This is a genomic window from Nitrospinota bacterium (assembly GCA_016217735.1).
Classification (GTDB): domain Bacteria; phylum Nitrospinota_A; class UBA7883; order JACRGQ01; family JACRGQ01; genus JACRGQ01.
The window spans coordinates 52,419-67,246 of record JACRGQ010000065.1; the positions used below are offsets into that span (position 1 = coordinate 52,419).

At 54.6% G+C, this 14,828-nt stretch carries 14 protein-coding genes and 1 rRNA gene; 9 read left to right on the top strand and 6 right to left on the bottom strand.

Going from position 1 to position 14,828, the window contains the following annotated elements; translation table 11 throughout:
* Entirely contained in the window at positions 1 to 1,086 is a 1,086-nt protein-coding gene (gene rseP, locus HZA03_10960) for an RIP metalloprotease RseP (protein ID MBI5638479.1), read from the top strand.
* A gap of 64 nt (positions 1,087 to 1,150) precedes the next feature.
* Here the strand turns inward: rseP and HZA03_10965 are convergent, their stop codons facing one another.
* The 5 genes from HZA03_10965 to HZA03_10985 form a co-directional block, all read right to left on the bottom strand.
* The gene (locus tag HZA03_10965) at positions 1,151 to 1,372 is read right to left on the bottom strand and encodes a DUF2249 domain-containing protein (GenBank protein MBI5638480.1); all 222 of its coding nucleotides are present in this window, start codon (positions 1,370 to 1,372) and stop codon (positions 1,151 to 1,153) included.
* Positions 1,373 to 1,439: 67 nt separating this feature from the next.
* Positions 1,440 to 2,384, bottom strand: a complete 945-nt coding sequence (locus HZA03_10970; protein MBI5638481.1) for a multicopper oxidase domain-containing protein — start codon at positions 2,382 to 2,384, stop codon at positions 1,440 to 1,442.
* Between the two features lie 259 nt (positions 2,385 to 2,643).
* Entirely contained in the window at positions 2,644 to 4,050 is a 1,407-nt protein-coding gene (locus HZA03_10975; protein MBI5638482.1) for a sigma 54-interacting transcriptional regulator, read from the bottom strand.
* Positions 4,051 to 4,121: 71 nt separating this feature from the next.
* Positions 4,122 to 5,300 carry an FAD-dependent oxidoreductase gene (locus HZA03_10980; protein ID MBI5638483.1) on the bottom strand — a complete coding sequence of 393 codons (1,179 nt, stop codon included), beginning with the start codon at positions 5,298 to 5,300 and terminating at the stop codon, positions 4,122 to 4,124.
* Positions 5,297 to 6,049, bottom strand: a complete 753-nt coding sequence (locus tag HZA03_10985; GenBank protein MBI5638484.1) for a glycerophosphodiester phosphodiesterase — start codon at positions 6,047 to 6,049, stop codon at positions 5,297 to 5,299. Before HZA03_10985 ends, HZA03_10980 begins: the two co-directional genes overlap by 4 nt.
* 146 nt (positions 6,050 to 6,195) lie before the next feature.
* Between HZA03_10985 and HZA03_10990 the strand changes: the two genes are divergently transcribed.
* The 3 genes from HZA03_10990 to HZA03_11000 all read left to right on the top strand — a co-directional run bounded on the left by HZA03_10990 (position 6,196) and on the right by HZA03_11000 (position 8,969).
* Complete coding sequence (locus HZA03_10990; GenBank protein ID MBI5638485.1) at positions 6,196 to 6,789, top strand: hypothetical protein; 594 nt, start codon at positions 6,196 to 6,198, stop codon at positions 6,787 to 6,789.
* Positions 6,790 to 7,080: 291 nt separating this feature from the next.
* Positions 7,081 to 7,890, top strand: a complete 810-nt coding sequence (locus tag HZA03_10995; GenBank protein ID MBI5638486.1) for an alpha/beta hydrolase — start codon at positions 7,081 to 7,083, stop codon at positions 7,888 to 7,890.
* Between the two features lie 446 nt (positions 7,891 to 8,336).
* On the top strand, positions 8,337 to 8,969 hold the full coding sequence (locus HZA03_11000) for a carbonic anhydrase (protein MBI5638487.1): 633 nt from the start codon (positions 8,337 to 8,339) through the stop codon (positions 8,967 to 8,969).
* A gap of 435 nt (positions 8,970 to 9,404) precedes the next feature.
* On the opposite strand, the gene HZA03_11005 is transcribed toward HZA03_11000, so the two are convergent.
* Positions 9,405 to 11,885 (bottom strand): hypothetical protein, encoded by a 2,481-nt coding sequence (locus tag HZA03_11005; protein MBI5638488.1) that lies wholly within the window; start codon positions 11,883 to 11,885, stop codon positions 9,405 to 9,407.
* A gap of 176 nt (positions 11,886 to 12,061) precedes the next feature.
* Between HZA03_11005 and HZA03_11010 the strand changes: the two genes are divergently transcribed.
* The 5 genes from HZA03_11010 to HZA03_11030 all read left to right on the top strand — a co-directional run.
* Positions 12,062 to 12,406 carry a nucleotidyltransferase family protein gene (locus tag HZA03_11010; protein ID MBI5638489.1) on the top strand — a complete coding sequence of 115 codons (345 nt, stop codon included), beginning with the start codon at positions 12,062 to 12,064 and terminating at the stop codon, positions 12,404 to 12,406.
* A 79-nt stretch (positions 12,407 to 12,485) separates the two neighbouring features.
* Complete coding sequence (locus tag HZA03_11015) at positions 12,486 to 12,701, top strand: hypothetical protein (GenBank protein ID MBI5638490.1); 216 nt, start codon at positions 12,486 to 12,488, stop codon at positions 12,699 to 12,701.
* Positions 12,698 to 13,099 carry a hypothetical protein gene (locus HZA03_11020; GenBank protein MBI5638491.1) on the top strand — a complete coding sequence of 134 codons (402 nt, stop codon included), beginning with the start codon at positions 12,698 to 12,700 and terminating at the stop codon, positions 13,097 to 13,099. The genes HZA03_11015 and HZA03_11020 overlap by 4 nt, the downstream gene beginning before the upstream one ends.
* A 78-nt stretch (positions 13,100 to 13,177) precedes the next feature.
* The gene (locus HZA03_11025; protein MBI5638492.1) at positions 13,178 to 14,008 is read left to right on the top strand and encodes an aminotransferase class IV; all 831 of its coding nucleotides are present in this window, start codon (positions 13,178 to 13,180) and stop codon (positions 14,006 to 14,008) included.
* Between the two features lie 488 nt (positions 14,009 to 14,496).
* A 16S ribosomal RNA gene (locus HZA03_11030) occupies positions 14,497 to 14,828 on the top strand; the annotation flags it as partial.

The following is a 14,828-nucleotide window of genomic DNA, read 5'->3' on the forward strand; positions in this document are numbered from 1 at the left end:
ATGTCGATGGTGTCTTATGTTTTTTCGGCCCTCGTGGTGCTGGGGGTTCTTATCATCGTTCACGAGTTGGGCCATTTCCTGATGGCCCGCTGGATGGGGGTGGGGGTGGAGAAGTTCTCCATCGGCTTCGGCCCGGAGATATGGAGCAGGCAATCGGGCGAGACCCTCTACCGCCTCGCCGCCGCGCCGTTCGGCGGCTATGTGAAGATGACCGGCGACGAGGAAGGCGAGCCGGAGGAGGGCGCGCCGCCCGTCGACCCGGCGAAGGCGTTCAACAAAAAGCCGGTCTGGCGGCGGCTGCTGATCGTTTCGGCCGGCCCGGTGTTCAACCTGATATTCGCCGCGCTGATTTTCGCCGTGGTCTACATGGCCGGCATCAATGTGCCGGATACCGTGATCAAGAGCGTGATGAGCGATTCCGCCGCGCATGCCGCGGGCCTGATGGCGGACGACCGGATAGTAAGCATCGACGGGGTCAAGATTGAAAACTGGAGCCAATTGGCCGATACCATCGCCGCCTCGCCCGGCAAGGAGCTGGCCGTCGCCGTCGACCGCCCCGGCAAGGGGGAGATGGTGATCCACGTCATCCCGGTGCCGGACAAAGCCAAGACCATCTTCGGCGAGGAGGTGTCGGTGGGGCGCGTGGGTATTGTGCCGACCGAGATATTCAAGCGCTACAACCCCTTCGAGGCCGTGCGGATGGGAACGATGAAAATGGTGGAGGTCTCGAAGCTCACCCTCATGGTGATCGTGAAGATATTCCAGAAGGTGGTGCCGGCCGATACCATCGGCGGCCCGCTGATGATCTTCAAGATAGCGGGCGATCAGGCGCGGGCCGGCATCATGCCGCTGATAATGTTCATGGGGGTGCTCTCGGTGAATCTGGGGATACTCAACTTCCTGCCGATACCGGTGCTGGACGGCGGACACATCGTGTTTTTTATCATCGAGGCGATAAAGGGGAGTCCCGTATCGCTGCGCGGGCGGGAGATTTCCCAGCAGGTGGGCATCTTCCTGCTGATATCGCTGATGGCCTTCGCGTTCTATAACGACATCAGCCGCTTCATCGCCCACATGGCCAAGTAAGCCGCTTTCTTTTAAGGGCGGGGTACATGCCCTCCAGCATGTACCTCCTAATTTCCCGCGCCTTCTATATTTTCGTGATCTTTACCTTCCACAGGTCGGGACCCTGCTGTTGATATTCCCAGGCGATCTGCCCCGGTTTTTCGTGCGTAAACTGGTAATACAGCGGCTTCGGGTCATGGTCGTTCACCAGTATGAAAGACTCCCCTTTTTTCAGGCCGTCGAACGTCTTGAAGATAAGCGGGTGCCGTTCCCTCGGCGCGATTTCCGTCACATTCAGCTCGTTCATAATCACGTCTCCTTAACAATGCAATGGGGGGAGGGAACGGGAACCGTTGCGCTCCCCCCATGCCAATTTAGCGCGGAAGGATATTATCCCCCTTGCCCATTTTGGGATCCGCTTCGGGCGAATTGGTCATGATGGTTATTGCGCCGTGGTGGGCGGCTTTCATGGTGTGGTCGACGTAGGCATGGTGCGTGGTGCGGTCGGCCGGGGAATAAATGTCAAAGGTGTCCGCCTCCGACACCGCCACGTTGTAGGTCTGCATCCCGTAGATCACGTTTTTCGGGTTGCCGTTGGGGTACACGCGCGCCCATATGTTGCCGATCGGGTGGAAGGCCACCGGCTCGTTGACATTGGCGTTGACAAAAAATATGCGGACCAGCTCGCCCGGCTTCGATTCCAGGGTCTTTGCGGAGCCGACGCCGTGGAGCGGGTCATAATGGAATATTTTGCCGTTGATAAGCGAGTTGGTGCTTCCGATGTTTTCCACGATGGCCATGGCGTCGCCGGATTTCGGGAAGTATTGCGACTGAACCAACACGTATTCGCGGTCGGGCTTCGGGTAGTTTTTTGTATACCCCTCTTTGGGATCCACGATGATTATCCCGAACATGCCCTTGGCGATGTGCTGGGCCATGTTGTCCGCGCCGCAGTGGTACATGAAGACGCCCGGATACTGGGCGACGAACTTGTAGTCTTTCTTTGAGCCGGGTTTCACCGCCTCGAATTCGCTCAGCACATCGACTATCGCCGCATGGAAGTCCATGGAGTGGCTGTTGCCGTTGCCTTGGTCGTTAATAAGGGTGAAGTCGACCGTATCCCCTTCGGTCACCCGCACCACCGGGCCGGGCATTGTCCCCCCAAAAGTCCAAGCGGGGAATTTTGTTCCTTTGTTGTCGATCTCGACGTCATGTTCGATGGCGTGAATATCCACCTTCACGGTTTTCGCCATGGCCGGATTGGCGGCGATAAAAACGGCCGTAATGAGAAGGAGCAGGATTTTATTCGTGGTTGTCATCACAGTTCTTTGCATGGTACCTCCTAAATTGTTTGTCGATTATGTTTCACGCCGCTTTGTATGGCAGTAGTAAGGTCAAGAAATATGCCGAAACGGCAATGTGTTGATTTTCCACGCAGACGCGCGGCATGTGCCGGTGTTTCGTGCCTGTGTGAAACATCGGCGGTGTTTCATGAAACGTTCAGTGAAACCATTTGTTTCGCGGTGAACGGGGAAGCGCGGAGTGGGGCGGATATGAAAGGGGTAATCGGGGATGGTGTTACCGAATGCCGAGCGCCTTGAGCTTTCTCCAGAAAGTTGTCCGGCTCATGCCGAGCGATCTGGCGGTCAATGACACCTTGTGCCGGTTTATTTCCAATGCGCTTAGTATGCGTTCCCGTTCGGTGAGGCCGCCGATGGGGGCGGCGCGTTCCTCTTCCCCGCCGTCCGGGTGCGGCGGATCGAAAATCGTGGCAACGGAGTCAAAATAGCCGCGGGGAACGCTTTCCATTCCCAGCATTTTCTTTCGGCACATCACCACGCCGGCTTCCATGACATTGTGAAGTTCCCTGATATTGCCGGGCCAGCGGTAATCCATCATCGCCTTCATGAGTTCGGCGGAGATGGCTTTTATATTCCGCCCGTTCTTGGCGCAGAAATGCCGGAGGAAATGGGAGGCGAGCAACGGTATGTCTTCCTTGCGTTCCCGCAGGCTCGGCAGGCGGATGACGGTTCCCGCAAGGCGGAAGTACAGGTCTTCCCGGAAACGTTTCTCGCGCACTTCGCGCACCAGGTCCCTGTTGGTGGCGGCCAATATGCGCACGTCCACCTTGCGGGGCCTGTTCTCGCCTATCCGCTCTATCTCCTTCTCCTGCAGCACGCGCAGCAGCTTCGCCTGCAGTTGCATGGATACCTCGCCTATCTCGTCCAGCAGGATGGTTCCTCCCGACGCCGCCTCAAAGCGGCCTATCCTGTCGGCGGCCGCGCCGGTGTACGCCCCTTTCACATGGCCGAAGAGTTCGCTCTCCACCAGGTGCTCCGGCAGGGCGGCGCAGTTTATTCTCACGAATGGCCCCTTCCTGCGGAGGCTTTGCTGGCGCATTGCCGCGGCTATCAATTCCTTGCCGGTTCCGGTCTCGCCGCATATCAGCACGGTAATATCCGTCTCGGCGGCGCTGCGGATGAACTCGAACACCGTCTTGATGGCCTTGCTTTGGCCGATGATGCCGCAGAAGCTGCTGGATGGGCCGGCCTGCTCCTCCATTTGTTTCATTTCCGTAACGTCCGTGAGCGTCACCAGGAAGTAGGGGCGGCCGCCGTACTGAAACGGGAAGGAGTTGATCCGCACCCAGTAGGCGGCGCCGTCCCTGCTTATCGTCTGGGCCTCGTAGTTGGCGGGGCCGCAATGCCGCTCCGATGCGGCCGCGTGGCACATATCGCAGGTTTCCTCGCACAGGGCGGGGGTAAGGAACGAACGGCAATCCCGCCCTATCGCCTCGGCGCCGGAAAGGCCCGTTATCCTTGTCATCGCCCTGTTGAACAGCAGGACTTTCCTTGCCTCGTCGTGAATAAGCACGCCGACATCGATGGTGTCGAACGCCGCGGCGAGGAACCGGCTGTCATGTCCCACGCCGTCCGTCTGGAATTCTTGTGTGTCCGCCCCGGCGGCGGCAAGCGGTTTTATCATATTCAGCGATTATGCTAATCCATCGCCTTCCCCGCGCCTGATGATATAAATCATCATCGATTTCTCCTTCCCTATTTCAAAGGGAGCTTCTTCGTGTCGGCCCTGGTTTTTACGGAAGGGAGCAGCGGGGCCAGTTTCCCGACAACCGATTCCCCCGTGGCGCGGTAGGAAGTAAGCTTGCCGCCGATGACGGAAACAAGCTTCGTCTTATCCAGATCATCGGAATGCAGAAGCGTTTCCCTGGACCGGCTGAACGGGCTTCCGCCGCCCGAAGGCAAAACCCGCAAGCCCGCGAAAGAATCCAAAACATCCCCGGCCCCGGCCGAACGAAGACGGGGGAAATAGCGCCCCGCCGTTTCCAGCAGGTACCGGATTTCGCTTTCCAGCGGAACCGCGGCGGACGGGTCGCCGTTAAAAACGGTTTCGGTGGTTCCTATCATGGTGCTGCCCTTCCACGGCATCACGAAAACGCCGCGCCGGTCTTTCGGCGACTCGACATAATAAATTCCCCGCTCGATCTTTCCCGCCAAAACGATGTGGCTTCCCTGGACAAGCTCCACCGGAACCGTTTTTTGCGATGGAGTTATCTTCTCCAGAATCATGTTGGCCCACGGCCCGCCGGCGTTAACAAGGCATGAAGCCCTCAGCCCGGACATCTTGCCGTCCCGCTCGAACGTCACCGTCCAGCCGCCGTTTTCAAACACCGCGCCGGCGAATTTCGCGGGCATATACAGCTCCGCGCCCAATGCCATCGCCGAGGTCATCACCGCCTTGGTGAGCAGGCTGTCGTCGGTCTGGGCTTCGTGGTACTGGAAAACCGCCTGAATGCCATTGGCATCCATTCCATCGAGATGTTCCCATTCCCTTTTTGGCACCGTGATGAATCCCGAATCCCGGTTAAAGCCGGAAAGGGCGTAATACATGGAGAGTCCGGCGCGGATAAGCAGCGGGCGTCTGGACGTTTCGCGGTAAACCGGGATGAAAATCTTTTTCAGTTCAACAAGGCCGGGGGCGTTTTTCAAAAGAAGCGCGCGCTCATGCAGGCACTCTTGCACCAGCGACAGTTGCGCCGTTTCCAGGTAGCGAAGTCCGCCGTGGATAAGCTTGCTGGATTTTCCCGACGTGCCGCTTGCCAGCCCCTTCATTTCCAGAACCGCCACGGAATACCCCGCCGCGGCCGCCGCCTGCGCCGTGCCGACGCCATGTATTCCGCCGCCGATCACCGCGATGTCATAGGTTTTGGAGCTCATGTATTTCCCTTTCCCCGGTGGAAATCCAGCATTTCCCCGATCCGCATTGTTTCGATCATGTCGGCCCCCAGCCCAAGCCATTTTGTTGCGAGGGCCGGATCGGTGATTTCATACAGCGCCCACTTCCAGTTCCCTTTCCAAAGCGCGCCCGGCGCTGCGGAAATTTTTTCATGATTGCAGAACAGATAATCGGGGGATAACGACTCCGCCACTCTTCTGGACGCCTCGTTATACCGCCGCACCACCCAGCCGGTTTTTTGCCACCCCTGTCTCCGTGCTTCCACCAGCGGGGCGGTTGCAAAGGAAATGGCAATGCACCGTTCCATAACCGGCTTTATCGCTTCGATAACGGCCCTGACCATGAGCTCGGTGCCGAAACGCCCGAGGCTTTCCTCCTTAAGCTCCACGAACAGGCTAACGTCCGGGTTGTCCGACAAAAGCTTAACCATGCTTTTCAGCGGGGTTATTTCCGTCCCTTCAAACGTCCTCCCAAAACGGGAAGGCTCGCCGAAACTCAGGCGGGAAAGCTCTTCAAATGAAAGCTCCATCACCGTTCCCTTGCACCCCGCGCTTCTGGCAAGATCGGGGTCGTGATGGAGAACCGGGATATGGTCGGATGTCAGTTGGATGTCGCATTCCAGAAAAAGCGCCCCCGCCTCGACGGCTTTTGCCATGGCGAGAAGGGTGTTTTCGGGATACTTGAACGCATATCCCCTGTGCGCCACAAAACAAGAAGCTTCCGGATTCATAATTATTACGGTCATTATACCCGGATGGGGGTTTAGCTTTGTTCCATGAATCAGGCGGGATAAGATATAGGTGCAAGGAAGGTTTGAAAACCTTCCGTAAAAAGGGTGCATATGCTTTTTAAGCCGGTTTCAGGAGCGGGAGTTGTATGACCGAAGGCGACATAAAGGAAAGATTAGCCATGGTTACATGGATGATCGACCGTTACGATGTGCTACGCGTCGCCATTTCACGGCGGGCCGCCATAGTCCTCAGCGCGGACGCCATCCTTGTCACCGCCACCATTTTCCTGTTCGGGCAGTATCACAGAAGCTATCTTGTGGGCCCCGACATCATCACCAACTCCGAGCAGAGAATGTCCATCGCTTTTATAGCGTTCTCCGTTGCCACCATAGCCTGCCTTTGCTTTTCCATCCTTGCGGCGACTTCAAGCATCGTCAATGTATGGGTTAAAAGCGGCGATATGCCGGGCGGGGCGACGCCCCAGATATATTTCTTCCACGCCCGCGACACCTATGAGGCTTTTAAAAATTTCAAGTCGTTCCAGGAGACCGTACAGAAAACGACCGACAGGGATTTTCTGAACCACGCGGAAGCCGAGCTGTGGCGGGTGATAGTCGCGACGTATGTGCGCCACAACGATCTGAAAAAAGCGATTGTCTATCTTTACTGGGCCATTTTCCCTTTTTTGACCTCGCTTATAATCTTTTCGATCATGCTTTTGACCCCGCTTGTTAAGTAGCGCGGCGAAAAGGCAGTGTCTCAGTCTGAAATTGACTTGATACAAAGTAGTCCCCTCCTTTGCAAGGAGGGGATACAGGGGAGGTTTTTAACCCCTCCCGCACCTCCCCTTGCAATGCAAGGGGAGGAATAAGAGCGGGATAATTCAAACTGTGACACTACCGGCAAAAAGGCGGTGTCCCGGTTTGAAATTATTTCCTCCCCTTCGCCATGGGCGAAAAGGGGAGGGCGCGCCGTGGACATGCACGGCGCGGGTGGGGTTTAACCATGCGCTGTTTGGTATAGTTAAACAATGTGGATACTGGCGGCTGCATTGGGAGTGGCGCTTCTTCTTGCCGCGGGGCGTCGGCACGAGGCGGCCTCGATGTTTCAGCCCGCGCGGGGGGATGTCCGCGTCCCTGATGATTATCAGCCCAAGCCGCGCGACGTGTTCATCGATACCGGCAACGGGGTTATCCACGGCTGGTTTTTCGCGGCGGATCAAAACGCCCCCACGCTTCTGTACATCCACGGCAACGCCGATACCATCGTTCAGCGGCTGCCGGTCATCAAGGGGTATATCGGCCTCGGCCTCAACGTGTTCATCTACGATCCGCACGGGTACGGCAAGAGCGAGGGGGCGGCCGACAAATCCAATTTCGTGTCGGACGCGTTCGCCGCCTACCATTATCTTACGGAGCAATTGCGGATTCCTCCCGGCGGCATCATTGTGCTGGGGCAATCGCTGGGGGGCGTGCCGGCGCTGCGGATGGCCAACAGCAAGCCGGTGGCGGGACTGATTCTTGAAGGAACGTTCACGAGCGTCCGCCAGATGGCGCGCGACCTGTATCCCACGCTCCCGGTATGGCTGCTGGCCTCCGGCGATTTCGATAACGGGCGCGAGATACGGCGGCTGAAAATTCCGGTGCTGATTATCAACGGCACGGCGGATGCCACGATTGCGCCGTACCATTCGCAACGGCTGTTCGATCTCGCGCCGGAACCGCGCGAATACCTCCGGGTCGAGGGGGCGGGGCATACCACCATGTTCGAAACCGCGCCGGAGGCGTATTACGGCGCCATCGCCCGCTTTGTTAAAAGAACGGCGGCGCCGGTTCTTTAACCCGCTTCTTGTCATCCCCGCGAAGGCGGGGACCCAGAAATATTTTCAAAGCTTTCTTTGTCGGCCCATCGGGCCGATATGCTTCGGCAGGGTAGACAATCAGGGAGCGGCGGAATAAACATGCGGCGGCGGAGCATCGCGGAAGGAGGAGCGGAATATGTTCTCCCCCGCTCCGGAAATCCTCGAAAGAGGGCGCCAGACGCAAACAAACCGCCGCGGAAATGGCCTGTAGGCGATTGTCTGCCGTTGCCCTCCGGCGCCAAGCATCGCGGCATTCCTTCCGGGGGATGGCTTGCGCTTCGCGCAAGTGTACAGAAGTCCGTACCCACCTAAAGAAACATTTTCCCCGGTGGGTACATGCTCTCGGCATGTACATCGGCCCATCGGGCTGACCTTTGCGGGAGCGGGTCTTGCGCGGAGGGGCCGGGTGATGCACGATGGGGGGCATGATAGAAAACTTTCTTCGAGGCAACCGGAAGTTCCGCGGCGAATATGCGGCCGACGAGCGCGATTTCCTTGAGCGTCTCGCCAGCGAAGGGCAGAGTCCCGACGCGCTCTACATCGGCTGTTCCGATTCGCGCGTCGTTCCCGAACTTCTAACGAGATCATCGCCGGGGGAACTCTTTGTCCTGCGTAACGTCGCCAACCTCGTGCCGGTCTTCAACGATCCCGATTCAAGCGTTGGGGCCGCCATCGAGTATGCCGTCGGCCATCTCCACGTGCCGCACATTATCGTCTGCGGCCACTACGGCTGCGGCGGCGTGAAGGCGGCGCTGGACGGCCTCGACAAGGAGCGCGGGTTTCCATCGCTCTTTGAATGGCTCAGCGAGGTGCGCGCCGCCGCCGAGAATGTGGACCCGGCTTTGGCTCCCGACGTGCGCTGGCGGCGGGCGGTCGAGGAGAGCGTGGTGTTTCAGCTTGGAAACCTTCCGACGTATCCGGCGGTGGCATCCGCGCTTGCCGCCAAGAAACTCCGCATACACGGCTGGGTGTATGATCTGCACACCTGCTCGTTGTCGGTATACGACGTGAACAAACATGCGTTTGTTCCGGCCAGCTCTTTCATCCCCGGCGCGTAGTGTATCTTTCTTTCTCTAGGTGGGTACACAATTCATTGTGTACATCGGCCCATCGGGCCGACCCTCTTCGTCCCTTCCGGCTCCTCCCTTTAACAAAGGGCGGAGCCGGAAGGGATTTTAAAATAATTCCCCCTCCCATGTCATGCCGGGCTTGACCCGGCACCCAGAAAGAGTATCAAAGCTCTCTTACCTTCTTCGGTGGGTACACAATGCGGGAGGCGCGGAATCATTTTACAATCCGCGCCGGATGTGGCCTAAAGACCATATTGTGTACATCGGCCTCACGGGCCGACCTCTTCTTGGTGCCACAGGTTTCAACCTGTGGCTGTTTCCGGAGGAAACAAAAGCCCTTGGCTCTGACGGCCCAACAACAGGATAAATCCTGTTGTACCAAGGCAGGATGCAGAGGTGCCTCGCCGTCTGATTCCCCGTTACTTATCCACCGGGCTGAGGCTCTTGAGCGCTGGGCGAAGTCTTGCTGTTTCTTAGTTTGTCGTATGCTTCGATGAAAGCTTTTATCACTTCGTCCGTGAGCCATTCTATGCGGCGGTTAACCGCTTTGTAAACCTCATCAAGCTCAAAAGATTTGTCGAACTCTTCGATTCTGTTTCCAAAGGTGGTGTCCGTAATGTCTTTAAGCAATAACTTGGCGTCATCAAGTTGGGTTAGATTCCTGACAACATGCTCAGTTACCTCCTTTCTGTGTTTTCCTTCACTTGTCCAGCATTCGTGCGCCCAGAAATATAGCAGGGAAGGTGCGTTTTGTTTGTATGTGAACAAGTTGGGTTCTTTCTTAAGGCGTTCTATTACAGCTTCGACCATTGTATTGAAATTGTATTTAGCTACTTTGCTGTACCCTTGTTCTCGGTAGTACTTAATTGTTCGGACAAGGAAGAAAGCCTGCAATAAGCCCTCCTGTTGAATTAATCCCATAATTTTTTTCTCTCTAGTTTTCGTGTCATCAGTATTTAAAAATTGCAGATATATAGGCATGATCCCGGATTCATATTTTGAATCCCGAATAGGTTCATTTTTGCCGCAAAATAGGTCATCCTGATTTTTAAGGAATACACCGATCATTGCCTCTAGCATTGAGTCGTCAAAGGAATCCCTATGGATGCTAATATTGCGGAGAAGATCATCCAGTTTGCCCTCGTTGTTAGCCTTAACGCATGCTGCTTGGAAATAATTCCCCTTGTCTGTGCTGTTCACTAATCCCCGAATAAATAATTGGAAATCCTTATCGCTTAAGGTCTTTGGTGGTATTACGTAGGTGAAATATTTATCGAAACAATCCGGATGGTGGATTCTTCGCTCTCTCCTGGCTTCTTCTGCGTTATAGGGGCTTGGAACCTTTATTCTGGCAGAGTTCGGAAAGAGATGGTCTATGAGTGCTAATAAATCCTTTGATTTGGCTGGGTCGGCGATTTTCCCGATAATCATATCAGTCACTTCGGCGGCGCGCTTTTCTTGATTTTTCTTTTTCTCATCTTCCTGAGAAAAGATTAGGAGTAGCCGTTCGCCAAGTGATCGCTGGTTGAGAAACACCTCCTTATTGTCAAAGATTATTCTGATTGTTTCCGGGGAAATGCTTGCTATGTATTCCAAGTAAAGATAGTCGTCATGGTTTACTTCGGTTTTGATTAAAGCAAATTTCGAGAAAAGTGCATTGCAGAATCTTTTCACATGGCGGATATTTCTAAAAAATGCGGAGAGGTCGTTAGCCGCAACAATTGCACTTTCGTCAACCTCATGTTTCCTTAGGAATGAAATTATTCTCGCTTTGGCATATTTGGAAATTGCATGCTCAGGAATGACAGGCAGAGGCAATTGGAGATTTACAAATTTCTCAAAGTATTCATTGTCTTTGGAAAGTACTTGTTTGACGGCAACATCATCAAAAGCCAACAGGAAAATAACATTGCGCAGGTCGGCATTATTGCGCACTAGCTTAAGAACCATCATGATTTCTTTGGCGTCAAGTCTGTCGATATCATCGATAATGACAATTATTCTGTGATCCATCCTTGCTAAGAGATTAGGAAGTTCCTGTCTTACCTGTTCGGCGGTGTTGGCCACGCTGGCCCATTCGCCAATAAATTGCTTCAAGTCCATTAGTGATAGTTTTGAGGAAAGCAAAAACCGGTAAATTTTCAGATCGGAGATTAACGTGGGGAAATAGAGCTTCTGGCCAATCCCTTTTATTAGCGAATCAAAAAAGGCGCGATGTAGGGCATCCTCATCCTTATATAGCCAAGGACTATAATCGACAACAATTGTCCTTTTTGTACATTCAAGTTTTTTCCTCACCAGGTTAACAACTGATGTTTTGCCGTCACCCCATTCGCCTGATATGCCAAAGACAAACGAACCCTTGGTGTCAACGGAGGTAATGCTGTCACAAAGCGATTTTACAAAGACACCTCGTTCCAGTTCATCTTCTCCCTCCTCTGTTATTGCATTGTCGGGCATAAGTGCCGCGGTATCCAAGTTGGATTGACTGGCGATGAGGCGTTGCACCTGTGAAGCATAAACGGTAAAGCAAATAATGATGATGTAGTTAATTGCGGGTGTGCCAATAAGATTTAGCCGGTCAAAGATAACAAAAAATGCAATCAGGACAAGATGGTCGATTAGTAAAAGGGGTGGGAGTCTAATAAGCGAGGTCTCCCAATACTTTTTTGCCGAAATCCATAGGTGTGCGGCAAAAAAAATAAATATTGATGACACGATAATCTTAATTGAGGGGAGATGTGGAAAGGGAGGTTGGTCCACAAAATCGACGATGGCCCAATATAGGGCAAAGTCCCACTTACGGTCCAGGACGATAAGCGCAAGGATAAATGCGGGCAGGTATCTTCTTATATGAAGATAAAAGTCTTCAGCAAGCGCAGATAACCACTTCGGACATTTCAACTTCTGCCCCGTTCCCGTCTTTTCTCAAATAATATTGTGTTTTCTGTCCCCATATAAAAAAGTCTATACCTTGCGGCAAAAGTGGTCAAACTCATTTCTTTTTGCCTTTCCACCTGAATGGCGGAAAGTGCTGGAGCATTCCGCCTCCGCTTCTGAATTGCGCTATACTAAATAAAATGAAACTGGCTGTTGGGCAAGGGGAAATAGCCGCGTTTTGCAAGGCGCGCCACATCAGGAAGCTTGCGCTGTTCGGTTCCGTATTGTGCGGTGATTTCCGCCCGGACAGCGACATCGACGTGCTGGTTGAATTTGAGCCAGGGCATTCCCCCGGCCTTTTGAAGATGGCGGGTTTTGAAATCGAGTTGTCGGAATTGTTCGGCAGGAAAGTCGACCTGCGCACACCCGCCGAACTAAGCAAGTATTTCCGCGACGAAGTGCTCCGGCATTACGAAGTGCGCTATGCGGCAAACGGAAGATATTCCGCCATTGGCGGAGCGTCTCGAGAAAATCCTGAAAGATAATTCCGCCGCTCCCTGATCCTTTGGGGGTTCGGCCAAATGCCGCAATCACCCCCGGCCTCCGTGCCGGAGTCAAGCACGGTTGGGCAATGTGATGGAAATGGCGCATTTGGCGCATCTGAAGCTCTTGGCGCGGGCCAATCCGGAAGATTTGGAGCTTTTGGAGCCTCTGGGAGGATTTGAAAGAATTGAAAGGGAAATTTGCGCCAAACCGGCTCATTGCCCCTGTTGCGGCAAATCCTCTCCAAAAATTTTCGGTTTTAAGGGCGGCGCGAAAATAGTAAACTTGCCGTCATGAAAACCGTAAAAATCCTTTTAGCGTTCGCGCTTGTCGCGGCATCCGCGCTTTCCGCGGCCGCCGCCGGGGAACCAAAATCCGACGTGGAATTGGCGCAGTTCCTTAAAGGCCAGATGAAATGCGAATCGGGGAAGAATCCCGTCTGCTCCCTGAAATTCAGGGGACTTGAAATCGAATTTACGGACATGAAAAATCCCTCCGGCGGGGTGATGGCCGTTATCGATATCGGACCGGCCCAGAAATATACCAGCTACGGAACCCGCTGCGTGATGATCGAGTTTACGGAAAAGGATATCCTTGCCCCCGGCGCGAAAAAAAGTCCGGGAATCGTTTTCAAGGATGACGGCTCCATCATGCCGCAATCAAAAACCAAAGAAGCCGACCAACTCTGCTATTAATCCGCGACTGATACGCCCGCCGTTTTCGGCCCGCGGAAAAGGGGTGCCGCGCGGTGTCCGACCGGGTAAAATGGCCCCATGCCGGAATTCTATTCACACAACGGAAAAATAGTTGAGCGCTCGTCGTGCGCCCTGTCCCCCTTCGACCGGAGCTTCATGCTGGGCGACGGGCTGTTTGAGACCGTGCTGGTGCGCGGCGGCGTTGCCGTGTGGCTGCGGGAGCATTACGAACGGATGAAGGGGAGCGCCGCGTTCTTTGGCATCGCGTTCCCCTTTGCGTTTGACGATGTGGCGGAGTGGTCCGCGCGGCTTATCGAAGCCGAAGGCGTACAGCACGGTTTTCTGCGCATCGCGCTTTCGCGCGGCACATCGCAAACGGGGCGTTTTGCCGATCTGCCGGATGATACGCGGATGGCAATCATCGCGGGAAACAGCGCGCCGCGCGCCGAAATGCCGATAATCACCGCCGCCATCGCGCCGTGGCCGGTCAACGAACGCGACCCGGCGGTGCGGCACAAAACGGCGTCCCGCATCGGCGCGGTATATGCGAAGGCGCGCGCGGGGGAAATGGGCGTGGATGAACTGCTCTTCTGCAACACGCAAGGAGCGGTGGCCGAAGGGATTTATTCGAACATCTTCTGGATGAAGGATCAGGAACTCTATACGCCGTCGGCGGAGTGCGGCATCCTGGCGGGGATAGCGCGGGCGAAAGTCCTTGCCGCCGCGCGCAAACTCGGCGTGAAAACCAACGTCGGCGCGTATGGCATCGATGCTCCGCGCGGCGCGGAAGAACTTTTTTTCACCAACTCTTTAATGGTAATTTCGCGTTGCGGCGCATTCGATGGCGTTGCGAAGGATGCAAACCGCATAATGGCCGCGCTGGAACAGCTAATTTTTTCAGAACTGTAGACGTTTTGCACCGCGGTGCTGAAAATAAATCCTGTTTTTAGAGCCGGAATCGATTGACTTTTTTCCGGCTCGGCGTAGCATAGATGGTGCGGAGGATGCCGTTTGACCCGCAAGGGATGCGGCGCGGAGGAGTTGTTGGCCGCACTGAAAAGACATTGAAAAAAGATTTTGAGAAAGTGGTTGACTAATTTTCCGGCTCTGGTAGTATTCACGCTTCCTGTTGAGGAGCGGCGGCGCTGAAAGGCGCCGGCGAAGGAAGCGCCGGTTGGAAGTTTTGAAAAAGATTTTCAATTAACCGGTTGACAAAAACCTCAGCTTTGATATTATCAAAGCTTCCCGCTGAAAAAGGCGGGAGTGAACATTGAAATTGTTAAACGAAAGAAATTGATCATGCGGGTTTCCGGATGGAACGCGCTTTAAACGGCGTGAACCGTCCTTTGAATTTAGTATAGAACCCTAAGAATAAAGCTCAGGGTACAAATTTTCTTCGGAGAGTTTGATCCTGGCTCAGAACGAACGCTGGCGGCGTGCCTAACACATGCAAGTCGAGCGAGAAAGTCCGCAAGGATGAGTAAAGCGGCAAACGGGTGAGTAACACGTGAGCCATCTCCCCTAAAGTTTGGAATAACCAGCCGAAAGGTTGGCTAATACCGAATAATATCCTCCGGGGCGGCCGGGGGATCAAAGCATGCCTCTACTTGTAAGCATGCGCTATAGGATGAGCTCGCGCACCATTAGCTAGTTGGCGGGGTAACGGCCCACCAAGGCAACGATGGTTAGCTGGTCTGAGAGGATGACCAGCCACACCGGAACTGAGACA

Excerpts from the sequence above, each read along its gene's own strand:
- HZA03_11010 (MBI5638489.1), top strand. The coding sequence starts at position 12,062 with ATGAAACTGGCTGTTGGGCAAGGGGAAATAGCCGCGTTTTGCAAGGCG.
- HZA03_11020 (MBI5638491.1), top strand. The coding sequence starts at position 12,698 with ATGAAAACCGTAAAAATCCTTTTAGCGTTCGCGCTTGTCGCGGCATCC.
- HZA03_10975 (MBI5638482.1), bottom strand. The coding sequence starts at position 4,050 with ATGATAAAACCGCTTGCCGCCGCCGGGGCGGACACACAAGAATTCCAG.
- HZA03_10995 (MBI5638486.1), top strand. The coding sequence starts at position 7,081 with ATGTGGATACTGGCGGCTGCATTGGGAGTGGCGCTTCTTCTTGCCGCG.
- HZA03_10965 (MBI5638480.1), bottom strand. The coding sequence starts at position 1,372 with ATGAACGAGCTGAATGTGACGGAAATCGCGCCGAGGGAACGGCACCCG.
- HZA03_11000 (MBI5638487.1), top strand. The coding sequence starts at position 8,337 with ATGATAGAAAACTTTCTTCGAGGCAACCGGAAGTTCCGCGGCGAATAT.
- HZA03_10980 (MBI5638483.1), bottom strand. The coding sequence starts at position 5,300 with ATGAGCTCCAAAACCTATGACATCGCGGTGATCGGCGGCGGAATACAT.
- rseP (MBI5638479.1), top strand. The coding sequence starts at position 1 with ATGTCGATGGTGTCTTATGTTTTTTCGGCCCTCGTGGTGCTGGGGGTT.
- HZA03_11025 (MBI5638492.1), top strand. The coding sequence starts at position 13,178 with ATGCCGGAATTCTATTCACACAACGGAAAAATAGTTGAGCGCTCGTCG.
- HZA03_10985 (MBI5638484.1), bottom strand. The coding sequence starts at position 6,049 with ATGAATCCGGAAGCTTCTTGTTTTGTGGCGCACAGGGGATATGCGTTC.
- HZA03_10990 (MBI5638485.1), top strand. The coding sequence starts at position 6,196 with ATGACCGAAGGCGACATAAAGGAAAGATTAGCCATGGTTACATGGATG.
- HZA03_10970 (MBI5638481.1), bottom strand. The coding sequence starts at position 2,384 with ATGACAACCACGAATAAAATCCTGCTCCTTCTCATTACGGCCGTTTTT.